This is a genomic window from Granulicatella balaenopterae, from assembly GCF_900111135.1.
In the GTDB taxonomy this organism is placed as follows: domain Bacteria; phylum Bacillota; class Bacilli; order Lactobacillales; family Aerococcaceae; genus Granulicatella; species Granulicatella balaenopterae.
This window is the reverse complement of record NZ_FOGF01000010.1, coordinates 13,041-25,443: the sequence shown is the minus strand read 5'-3', so window position 1 is coordinate 25,443 and position 12,403 is coordinate 13,041. Positions and strand designations below refer to the sequence as shown.

Below are 12,403 nucleotides of genomic sequence, written 5' to 3'. Positions count from 1 at the left end.
CCACTGTTTTCAGGAAATAAAAACAACAACTGTTATATTCATACGATAAATGTATTGTAACAGAAAATGTGCTGATTGTGAAAAGTGTTGAAAATATCATAAATAGACTGTTATTTTATTCATAAAAGTTGTATCATAATAGTAACAAAAGGAAACGGAGTGAAGAAAGTGAATAATGTGTCATTATTTGAAGAATTATCAGAAAAAATTGTCAACAAAGGTATCAAAATTGTCTTTCCAGAAGGTACAGAACCACGTATTTTAGGAGCAGCAGTACGTTTGCATGCTGAAAACTTATGTGAACCAATCTTATTAGGGAATATTTCAGAAATCCAACGCATCGCAGCAGAACGTGGCTTTAACTTAACAGGTATCCAATTAATCGATCCAAACAATTACTACGCCTACGATGAAATGGTTGATAGCTTTGTTGAACGTCGTAAAGGCAAAACAACAAGAACAGATGCCGAAAAATTATTACGTGATGTAACTTATTTTGGCACAATGCTTGTCTATATGGACCGTGCAGCAGGATTAGTATCAGGTGCCGTACACTCAACAGGAGATACAGTACGTCCAGCACTACAAATCATTAAAACAAAACCAGGAGTATCACGTACAAGTGGTGCTTTCATCATGATTCACAGCAATATGCGTGAAAAATATATCTTCAGTGATTGCGCAATCAATGTCAATCCTAATGCACAAGAATTAGCAGAAATCGCTGTAGAATCAGCTAAGACTGCTGAATTATTTGGTATCGAACCAAATGTTGCTTTATTAAGTTTCTCAACAAAAGGATCAGCTAAATCTCCAGAAGTTGATAAAGTAAGAGAAGCAGCAACTATCGCTAAAGAATTAGCACCACAATATAATATTGATGGCGAATTACAATTTGACGCAGCTTTCGTACCAACAGTTGGTAAGCAAAAAGCTCCAGACTCACCAGTAGCTGGACAAGCAAGTGTCTTTGTCTTCCCAGAAATTCAATCAGGAAACATTGGCTACAAGATTGCGCAACGTTTCGGTGGATTTGAAGCGATTGGACCAATCTTACAAGGATTAAACAAACCAATTTCAGATTTATCTCGTGGATGTAATGAAGAAGACGTTTATAAAATTTCAATCATTACAGCTAACCAATCATTAATGGGATAATTCAGGTTCAGAATCAATAAGAGGAGTAGCATCAAGCTATTCCTTTTTTTGTTTGGAAAAAATACTTATTTATGACAAAAAATGCTGTTTCAAAAAATAATTATAGTTTTCCTTATTGCAATTTTAAGATATTAAGGTATGATAAGTTAGAAGATACTTTAGACCGAAATATAAGAACGGTACTTAATATATAAATAATTGATGAATGTCATAGTTGAAAGGATATACATAAATGAAAAAATTAGTGATAAATGGCGGTAAAAAATTAAGCGGAGAAGTCTTAATTAGTGGCGCTAAAAATAGTACAGTTGCGTTAATTCCAGCAGCAATTTTAGCCAATGAACCCGTTATATTAGAAGGTGTACCGGAGATTCAAGATGTTGAAGCTTTAATTTCTATTTTGAAAGATTTTAACGTAGCAGTTGAATTTAAGGATGGTGTAATGACCATTGACCCAACAAATATGGTCTCAATTCCAATGCCAACAGGAAAGATTCAAAGTATGCGTGCTTCATATTACTTTATGGGAGTATTACTTGCTAAGTTTGGCGAAGGAGTAGTTGGTTTACCAGGAGGGTGCTTTTTAGGCCCTCGCCCAATTGACCAACATATTAAAGGATTTGAAGCATTAGGTGCAAGTGTTAAAAATGAACATGGCGCAATTTATTTAAAAGCACAAGAAAAAGGTTTGGAAGGCACACGTATCTATATGGACGTGGTATCAGTTGGCGCTACTATCAATGTCTTATTAGCATCTGTTCGTGCAAAAGGTAAGACAATTATTGAAAATGCTGCACGTGAACCAGAAATCATTGATATTGCTAACCTATTAAATAAAATGGGTGCCAATATTAAAGGTGCTGGTACAAATGAAATTCGTATTACTGGTGTAGAAGAATTACATGGTTGTCGCCACACAATTATTCCTGACCGTATTGAAGCAGGAACTTATTTATCAATCGCTGCAGCAATGGGTGATAATGTTGTCGTTAAAAATGTTATTTGTGAACATATCGAAGGCTTATTAGCTAAGATGAACGAAATGGGCGTAAATATGGAAGTTGGCGAAGAAGATATCTTAGTGAAGAAATCAGATGATTTAAGAGCAGTAAACATTAAAACATTACCATATCCAGGATTTGCAACTGATTTACAACAAACCATTACACCATTATTAGTAAAAGCACAAGGCGAAGCACGTATTATGGATACAATTTACCCTAAACGTGTTAACCACATTCCAGAATTAAATCGTATGGGCGCATCAGGACGTGTAGAAAATGATGTGATTTATATTAAAGGACCAAGCAAGTTACAAGGCTGTGAAGTAGCTGCAAGTGATTTACGAGCAGGCGCATGTTTAGTAGCTGCTGGTTTAATGGCAGAAGGCACAACAACAATTTCTAATGTAGGACATATCTTAAGAGGATACTCAAATATCGTTGAAAAACTTCAAGCATTGGGTGCTGATATTCAAATGATTGAAGTTCCTGGAGAAGAGTAAGATGTCTGAGACAGTAACGCTTGAAAGCTTAGAAAAGAAAACCTTAAAAGAAATTTATGCCTATGCCAAAGAATATAAAATTCCCTACTATAGTCAAATGAATAAAAAAGAATTATCACTTGCCGTTATTAGAGCGCAAGAAGAAGCAACTGGATTTTTCCGAGTATCAGGTGTTTTAGATATTAATCATAATGAAGGTTATGGATTTTTAAGACCAATTAACTATAGCCCAAGTCAAGAAGATATCTATATTTCTAATTCGCAAATTCGCCGTTTTGACTTAAGAAATGGTGACTTAGTATCAGGAACAGCTAGACCACCAAAACAATCAGAACGCTATAATGGCTTAATGCAAGTTGGTTTAGTTAATGGTAAAAACCCAGAAGATGCTAAAGAACGTGAACACTTTCCAGGACTAACACCTTTATATCCTGATACACAAATCACATTAGAAACAACTCGTGGACGTATGGCGTCTCGTACAATGGATTTAATTGCGCCGATTGGATTTGGTCAACGTGGCTTAATCGTTGCACCGCCAAAAGCCGGAAAGACCAGCCTATTAAAAGAAATCGCTAATGGTATCTCTGAAAATTATCCAGATGCAGAATTATTGATTTTATTAATTGATGAACGCCCTGAGGAAGTAACGGATATTGAAAGAACGGTTAACGCTGAAGTAATCTCATCAACATTTGATCAAAAGCCAGAAAGTCATGTACGTGTTAGTGAATTAGTCTTAGAACGAGCAATGCGTTTAGTGGAAGATGGACGAGATGTGATTATCTTAATGGATAGTATCACTCGTCTAGCAAGAGCTTATAACTTAACGATTCCACCATCAGGACGTACATTAAGCGGAGGGATTGACCCAGCAGCATTGTATCGCCCTAAAAAATTCTTTGGGGCAGCACGTAATATCGAACATGGAGGTAGTCTAACCATTTTAGCAACAGCTTTAGTTGAGACAGGAAGCCGCATGGATGATGTGATTTACGAAGAGTTCAAAGGGACAGGTAATGCAGAAATTCATCTATCACGTGAAATGGCCGAAAGAAGAATTTTCCCAGCAATCGATATTAAACGATCAGGTACTCGTAAAGAAGAATTATTATTACCAAAAGATACCCTAGAAGCAATCTGGAAAGTTCGCCGTATTATGAAAGGTGACGGCCTAGAAGTTAGTGAACAATTCATGAAAGAACTAAAAGATAGCCGTACAAATCAAGACTTCATCAAAAGAATAAAATTAATGAAATAAAGTATAAAAAATGACAAAAACAGTTTGCATTTTAACTATCTGCATGTTATGATACGACTGTCGCATTTATATAAATGCAAAAATAAAAATAACTCTGAATTAGCAAATAGTTCAGGGCAGGAGGAATAGCATTATGAAACCAGGAATTCACCCAAATTACCGTCCAGTAGTATTCATGGACACAACAACAGGATTTAAATTCTTAACAGGTTCTACTAAACAATCTAGTGAAACTGTTGAATGGGAAGACGGCAACGAATACCCATTAATCCGTGTAGAAATCTCATCAGATTCACACCCATTCTACACAGGACGTCAAAAATTCACACAAGCAGATGGTCGTGTGGATCGTTTCAACAAGAAATACGGTTTTGCAGACAAAAACGCACAACCAAAATAAGCAGATTGCTAAAGGGAATGTCGCTATTGACATATCCCTTTTTTTGTTATATAATTACAAAATGAAATGAATGCAATTAGGTTATTAATTTGCTATTGAAATATTGTCCAATAGCGAGTTTACTGCAAAATCAAAGGGATTAGAACATATTTCAAGTATGGAACTTCTAAAAAACTTTGGCTTTTTTTTTGTCAAAAAACTAAGTAAGATTCATTTTGATATACAGTTTTAATAATTGTAATATAAATGTAACATTTATAAAACGCACCTAATCATTCGTGACTTAAGTCGTAAGAGAAAAGGTGTTATTAAAAAAGGTTTTGAAACGAGCCTATCGGTATATGATAGAGGTGATAGCTGTTAATACCAATAAAGTCTGTAATAAAAGATTTGCGATTAGGCATACTAATGGCAATCGCTGTTACAGAACCTTATGACTTTGGTTGTGAGAGTTTCAGTAAATATTAAATAATAGGGGTGGAAAAAGTTGGCTAGTCATCATAATGTGAATTACGGTAAACACCGTGTGCGTAGAAGTTATGCACGAATCAGTGAAGTTTTAGAATTACCAAACTTAATCGAAATTCAAACAGACTCATACAAATGGTTCTTAGATCAAGGTATCCGCGAAATGTTCAAAGATATCTCACCAATCGAAGACCATACTGGAAACTTAATGTTAGAATTTTTAGATTATGAACTTCATGCACCAAAATATACAATCGGAGAAGCAAGAAGTCATGATTCAAACTATTCAGCACCAATCTACGTAAAATTACGTTTGATTAATAAAGAAACTGGAGAAGTTAAAGATCAAGAGGTATTCTTTGGAGACTTCCCATTAATGACAGATATGGGAACATTCGTTATTAATGGAGCTGAACGTGTTATTGTTTCTCAATTAGTACGTTCACCAGGTGTCTACTTCCATGATAAAGCAGACAAAAACGGAAAACCAATGTATGGTTCTACATTAATCCCTAACCGTGGCGCATGGTTAGAATATGAAACAGATGCAAAAGATGTTTCATATGTACGTATTGACCGTACACGTAAAATTCCTTTAACAGTTTTAGTACGTGCATTAGGTTTTGAATCTGATGAAGTTATTACTGAAATCTTTGGTGATAGCGAAACATTACGTTTAACATTAGATAAAGATGTACACAAACGTATGGATGAATCTCGTACTGAAGAAGCATTAAAAGATATTTATGATCGTTTACGTCCAGGAGAACCAAAAACAGCAGACAGCTCTCGTAATTTACTGACAGCTCGTTTCTTCGACCCAAGAAGATATGATTTTGCCCCTGTAGGACGTTACAAAGTAAACAAAAAATTAAACTTAAAACAACGCTTATTAAACTTAACATTAGCAGAACCACTTGTTGATGAAGAAACAGGTGAAATTATTGCAGCAGCAGGAACAGTGTTAACTCGTGAAGTAATGGAAGAAACAGTTGGACCTAAATTAGATGAAGGAATCAACACATACACATTACACCCATCAACTGAAGGTGTTATCCAAGAACCTGTAACTGTACAAATCGTTAAAGTTATTTCACCAATGGATTCAGAACGTGTGGTCAATGTAATTGGTAACAATAACATTGCTGATGATATTAAATGTGTAACAGCTTCAGATGTATTAGCATCTATGAGTTACTTCTTAAACTTATATGAAGGAATCGGCTCAACAGACGATATCGACCACTTAGGTAACCGTCGTATTCGTTCAGTTGGTGAATTATTACAAAACCAATTCCGTATCGGATTATCACGTATGGAACGTGTTGTTCGTGAACGTATGTCAATTCAAGATGTATCAACTGTTACACCACAACAATTAATTAATATTCGTCCAGTAGTTGCGGCAATTAAAGAGTTCTTTGGCTCTTCTCAATTATCACAATTCATGGACCAAACTAACCCACTAGGGGAATTAACTCACAAACGTCGTCTATCAGCCTTAGGACCTGGTGGGTTAACTCGTGACCGTGCTGGTTATGAAGTTCGAGACGTTCACTATTCTCACTATGGGCGTATGTGTCCGATTGAAACTCCAGAGGGACCAAATATCGGTCTGATCAACAGTTTATCAACATATGCGAAAATTAATGAATATGGATTTATTGCAACTCCATATCGTCGTGTAGACTGGAAAACACATAAAGTAACAGATAAAATTGATTATTTAACAGCGGATGAAGAAGATAATTTCACTGTTGCCCAAGCAAACTCTGTATTAAATGAAGATGGAAGCTTTGCAAGTGATGTTGTCATGGCTCGTCGCGTGTCAGAAAACTTAGAAGTATCAATTGATCAAGTGGATTACATGGATGTATCACCAAAACAAGTAGTTGCGGTAGCCACAGCATGTATTCCTTTCTTAGAAAACGATGACTCAAACCGTGCCTTAATGGGTGCCAACATGCAGCGTCAAGCTGTTCCGTTGATTAACCCTAAAGCTCCTTGGATTGGTACTGGTATGGAATATGTAGCAGCACATGACTCAGGTACAGCTTTAATTTGTCGCCGTGAAGGTATTGTAGAATTCGTTGATGCTAAATCAGTTCGTGTTCGTACAGCTGATGGCACATTAGATAACTATGAATTAATGAAATTCCACGGTTCAAATGCAGGTATGTGTTATAATCAACGTCCAATCGTCGCTAAAGGCGATAAAGTAGATAAAGGTGAAATCTTAGCTGATGGACCATCTATGGAAGACGGCGAAATGGCTCTAGGACAAAACGTTGTAGTTGCCTTTATGACATGGGAAGGTTATAACTATGAAGATGCGATCATTATGAGTGAACGTTTAGTTAAAGATGATGTATACACATCTCTACATATTGACGAATACGATTCAGAAGCTCGTGATACTAAATTAGGACCTGAAGAAATCACTCGTGAAATCCCTAATGTTGGGGAAGAAGCATTAAAAGACTTAGACGAAGACGGTGTTATCCGTATTGGTGCTGAAGTTGTTGATGGAGATATCTTAGTAGGTAAAGTAACACCTAAAGGATTAACAGAACAATCACCAGAAGAACGTTTATTACACGCAATCTTTGGTGAAAAAGCTCGTGAAGTACGTGATACATCATTACGTGTTCCTCATGGCGGTGGCGGTATCGTTCAAGATGTTAAAATCTTTACACGTTCAGCTGGGGATGAATTACCACCAGGTGTTAACAAATTAGTTCGTGTATTTATCGCTCAAAAACGTAAAATCAATGAAGGGGATAAAATGGCCGGACGTCACGGTAACAAGGGTGTTGTTTCTCGCATTATGCCAGAAGAAGATATGCCATTCTTACCAGATGGTACGCCAGTTGATATCATGTTAAACCCATTAGGGGTACCTTCACGTATGAATATTGGACAAGTATTAGAAGTTCACTTAGGAATGGCAGCTCGTGCATTAGGCATCTATATTGCAACACCAGTATTTGATGGAGCGCAAGATGACGATGTATGGGGAACAGTAGCTGAAGCTGGAATGGCTAAAGATGCTAAGACTATCCTTTATGATGGACGTACTGGTGAAGCCTTTGATAACCGTGTAACAGTTGGGGTTATGTATATGATTAAACTTGCTCACATGGTTGATGACAAACTTCACGCACGTTCAATTGGACCATACTCATTAGTAACTCAACAACCACTTGGAGGTAAAGCTCAATTTGGTGGACAAAGATTCGGTGAGATGGAAGTATGGGCCTTAGAAGCTTACGGTGCAGCATACACATTACAAGAAATCTTAACATATAAATCAGATGACGTTGTAGGACGTGTTAAAACATATGAAGCAATCGTTAAAGGCCAACAAATTTCTCGTCCTGGTGTTCCAGAATCATTCCGTGTACTTGTTAAAGAATTACAAGCATTAGGATTAGATATGAAAGTTCTAGATAAGAACGACGAAGAAATCGAATTACGTGATATGGATGAAGATGAAGACCGTATCAACTATAGCGACGTTGAACGTTACACTCCAGAAGAGAAGAAACAACCAGCTAAAAAAGAAGAAACAACTGTCGAAGAATCAGTAGAAGAATCAGTAGAAGAAGCGACTGAAGAATCAGTAGAAGAAGTTGAAGTAGTAGTCGAAGAAGAAACAACAACAGAAGAATAATCAATTAATATAAAATAAGGAACATATTGGGCAGTTCCAAAAATAAGGGAGGTTAGCCCCTTGATAGATGTAAATAATTTTGAAAGCATGCAAATTGGTTTAGCATCTCCAGAAAAGATCCGCAATTGGTCTAATGGTGAAGTAACTAAACCGGAAACAATCAACTATCGTACATTAAAACCTGAGCGTGATGGATTATTTTGTGAACGAATTTTCGGACCAACAAAAGATTTAGAATGTTCATGTGGTAAATTGAAAAAAATCAACAACAAAGGTAAAGTTTGTGAACGTTGTGGCGTAGAAGTCACACGTTCAAAAGTTAGACGTGAACGTATGGGACATATTGAATTAGCAGCTCCTGTATCACACGTTTGGTATTTCAAAGGTATCCCTAGCCGAATGGGACTTGTGTTAGACATGAGTCCTCGTTCTCTAGAGGAAATCATCTACTTTGCAAGCTATGTTGTCATTGATCCAGGTGAAACAAAACTTGTTTCAAAACAATTATTAAGTGAAGCAGAATACCGTGAAAAACGCCGAGAATATGGGAATCAATTCCGTGCGGCAATGGGTGCAGAAGCAGTCAAAGAATTATTAGATCGCGTTGACTTAGAAGAAGAAGTTGCAATCTTAAAAGAAGAATTAAAAACTTCTCAAGGTCAAAAAAGAACTCGTGCAATTCGCCGTTTAGATATCTTAGATGCATTTAGAGAATCAGGAAACAAACCTAGCTGGATGGTTATGGATGTTATTCCTGTTATTCCTCCAGATATTCGTCCAATGGTACAATTAGAAGGTGGCCGTTTTGCAACAAGTGACTTAAATGACTTATACCGTCGTGTAATTAACCGTAATAACCGTCTGAAACGTTTATTAGAATTACACGCTCCAAACATCATTGTTCAAAATGAAAAACGTATGTTACAAGAAGCTGTCGATGCTTTAATTGATAATGGTCGTCGTGGCCGTCCAGTAGTTGGACCAGGTAACCGTCCATTGAAATCTCTTTCTCATATGTTAAAAGGTAAACAAGGTCGTTTCCGTCAAAACTTACTTGGTAAACGTGTTGACTACTCTGGACGTTCAGTTATCGTAGTTGGACCAAACCTAAAAATGTATCAATGTGGATTACCAAAAGAAATGGCAATTGAATTATTCAAACCATTCGTAATGAAAGAATTAGTTGAACGTGAAATCGCTGGAAACATTAAATCAGCTAAACGTAAAATTGAACGTTTAGACGATGATATCTGGGATGTATTAAAAGACGTTATTCGTGAACACCCAGTATTACTTAACCGCGCACCGACACTTCACAGATTAGGTATTCAAGCATTTGAACCGACATTAGTGGAAGGTCGCGCAATTCGTCTTCACCCATTAGTATGTGAAGCGTATAATGCCGATTTCGATGGAGACCAAATGGCCGTTCACGTTCCTTTATCACAAGAAGCACAAGCTGAAGCTCGTCTATTAATGTTAGCAGCACAAAATATCCTTAACCCTAAAGATGGTAAACCAGTTGTTACACCATCTCAAGATATGGTTTTAGGTAACTACTACATTACAATGGAACAAGCAGGTCGTGTTGGGGAAGGTATGATCTTCTCTGATATTAACGAAGCAATGATTGCATTCCAAAATGGTTATGTTCACTTACATACACGTATTGCAATTCACGCTAAATCATTACCAAACAAACCATTTACTGAATGGCAACGTGAAAGAATGTTAATCACAACAGTTGGTAAATTATTATTTAACGAAATTATGCCTGATGAATTCCCTTACTTAAATGAACCAACAATGGAAAACTTAGAAGTACAAACACCAGATAAATACTTCTTAGAACCAGGAGCGAATATCTTAGAAGAAATTCAAGCTCGTGACGTTGTTGCACCATTCAAGAAGAAAAACTTAGGACAAATTATCGCTGAAGTATTCAAAAAATTCCACATTACTGAAACATCAATGATGCTTGACCGTATGAAAGATTTAGGATACAAATATTCAACTAAAGCCGGTATTACAGTAGGTATTGCCGACATTACAGTTGCAGCGAATAAATATGACATTTTAGATAGTGCTCATAAACAAGTTGAAAATATTTCTAAATTATTCCGTCGTGGTTTAATTACAGATGATGAACGATATGAACGTGTTATTGAAACATGGAATAACGCTAAAGACTTAATTCAAAAAGCCTTAATGGAATCATTAGATAATAATAACCACATCTTCATGATGAGTGACTCTGGAGCCCGTGGTAACATTTCCAACTTTACACAATTAGCCGGTATGCGTGGTTTGATGGCATCTCCATCAGGTAAAATCATGGAATTACCAGTTACATCTAACTTCCGTGAAGGATTAACAGTCTTAGAAATGTTCTCAAGTACTCACGGTGCTCGTAAAGGTATGACCGATACAGCCCTTAAGACTGCCGATTCAGGTTACTTAACTCGTCGTTTAGTAGACGTAGCACAAGACGTTATCATTCGTGAAACAGACTGTGGTTCTGATCGTGGATTAACAATCCGCTCAATTCGTGAAGGAAATGAAATTATTGAATCACTAGAAGAACGTATGATTGGTCGTTACGCACAACGCTCAATTAAACATCCTGAAACAGGTGAAGTTCTTGTAGGTCATAATGAATTAATTACTGAAGATGCTGCTCGTAAGATTACAGAATTAGGCATTGAAGAAGTAACAATCCGTTCAGCATTTACATGTGATACTCGTCACGGTGTATGTAAACACTGTTATGGACGTAACTTAGCAACAGGTTCAGAAGTAGAAGTTGGGGAAGCAGTTGGTACAATTGCCGCTCAATCTATCGGTGAACCAGGTACACAATTAACAATGCGTACATTCCATACGGGTGGGGTTGCCGGAGACGATATTACTCAAGGTTTACCACGTATCCAAGAAATCTTTGAAGCACGTAATCCAAAAGGGGTTGCGACAATTTCAGAAGTTACTGGTGAAGTTGTATCTATCGATGAAAATGCAGCAAGCCGTACAAAAGAAATTACTATCAAAGGTATAACAGATACTCGTACATATACTGTACCATTCACTGCACGCTTAAAAGTTGAAGAAGGTCAAAGAATTCACCGTGGATCTCCATTCACAGAAGGTTCAATTGATCCGAAAGAATTATTACGTGTTCGTGATGTATTATCAGTTGAAAACTACTTATTACGTGAAGTACAAAAAGTATACCGTATGCAAGGGGTAGAAATCGGCGATAAACATATCGAAGTAATGGTACGTCAAATGTTACGTAAAGTACGTGTAATGGATCCAGGTTCAACAGATATCTTACCAGGTACATTAATGGATATTAGCGACTTTACAGATCGCAACCGCTCAGCAATTATGGCTGGCGATGTTCCTGCAACAGCACGTCCAGTATTGCTTGGTATTACTAAAGCCTCACTAGAAACTAACAGCTTCTTATCAGCTGCATCATTCCAAGAAACTACTCGTGTTCTTACAGATGCTGCTATCCGTGGTAAACGTGATAACTTACTAGGACTTAAAGAAAATGTTATTATCGGTAAGATTATTCCTGCCGGTACTGGTATGGCACGTTATAGAAATATGGAAACAAGTACAAGTGCTGAAGAAGTGATTGAAGTTCCTGTAGAAGTTAAAGACGAAGCAGAAGAAATTCTTTCAAAAATCGTTGATCAAACAACTTTATAAAATTACACAAAAAGGCTAGGTTTATACCTAGTCTTTTTTGTGTAAAAATGATGAAAATCTGAACATCTAATTTGAAAAATACCAATTTTTGTAAAATATTATCTAATATATCGGGCTAAGTCAGTTGACATAATGACAGAAGAACTATAAAATAAAAGATGTGCAATAATGTACACCGAATATATTTACAATAACAATTCAACAATAATTAAATAGAAACGGAGG

6 protein-coding genes are annotated in these 12,403 nt (G+C 36.6%); all 6 read left to right on the top strand.

Annotation, left to right across the window (positions count from 1 at the left end; translation table 11 throughout):
- Positions 1 to 177: 177 nt before the first annotated feature.
- The 6 genes from pta to rpoC all read left to right on the top strand — a co-directional run bounded on the left by pta (position 178) and on the right by rpoC (position 12,178).
- Complete coding sequence (pta, locus tag BMX09_RS03550; protein ID WP_089746358.1) at positions 178 to 1,158, top strand: phosphate acetyltransferase; 981 nt, start codon at positions 178 to 180, stop codon at positions 1,156 to 1,158.
- Positions 1,159 to 1,390: 232 nt separating this feature from the next.
- Entirely contained in the window at positions 1,391 to 2,662 is a 1,272-nt protein-coding gene (locus BMX09_RS03545; RefSeq protein WP_089746332.1) for a UDP-N-acetylglucosamine 1-carboxyvinyltransferase, read from the top strand.
- A gap of 1 nt (position 2,663) precedes the next feature.
- On the top strand, positions 2,664 to 3,923 hold the full coding sequence (rho, locus tag BMX09_RS03540) for a transcription termination factor Rho (protein WP_089746331.1): 1,260 nt from the start codon (positions 2,664 to 2,666) through the stop codon (positions 3,921 to 3,923).
- Positions 3,924 to 4,056: 133 nt separating this feature from the next.
- Positions 4,057 to 4,323 (top strand): type B 50S ribosomal protein L31, encoded by a 267-nt coding sequence (locus tag BMX09_RS03535; protein ID WP_089746330.1) that lies wholly within the window; start codon positions 4,057 to 4,059, stop codon positions 4,321 to 4,323.
- A 487-nt stretch (positions 4,324 to 4,810) separates the two neighbouring features.
- Positions 4,811 to 8,464 (top strand): DNA-directed RNA polymerase subunit beta, encoded by a 3,654-nt coding sequence (gene rpoB / locus BMX09_RS03530; protein WP_089746329.1) that lies wholly within the window; start codon positions 4,811 to 4,813, stop codon positions 8,462 to 8,464.
- A 60-nt stretch (positions 8,465 to 8,524) separates the two neighbouring features.
- A complete protein-coding gene (rpoC, locus tag BMX09_RS03525; protein ID WP_089746328.1) occupies positions 8,525 to 12,178 on the top strand; it encodes a DNA-directed RNA polymerase subunit beta' in 3,654 nt (1,217 codons plus the stop codon).
- The last annotated feature ends 225 nt before the right edge of the window (positions 12,179 to 12,403 follow it).

Bases quoted from the DNA above. Each gene is read 5' to 3' on its own strand.
- rho (WP_089746331.1), top strand. From the start codon at position 2,664: ATGTCTGAGACAGTAACGCTTGAAAGCTTAGAAAAGAAAACCTTAAAA.
- BMX09_RS03535 (WP_089746330.1), top strand. From the start codon at position 4,057: ATGAAACCAGGAATTCACCCAAATTACCGTCCAGTAGTATTCATGGAC.
- BMX09_RS03545 (WP_089746332.1), top strand. From the start codon at position 1,391: ATGAAAAAATTAGTGATAAATGGCGGTAAAAAATTAAGCGGAGAAGTC.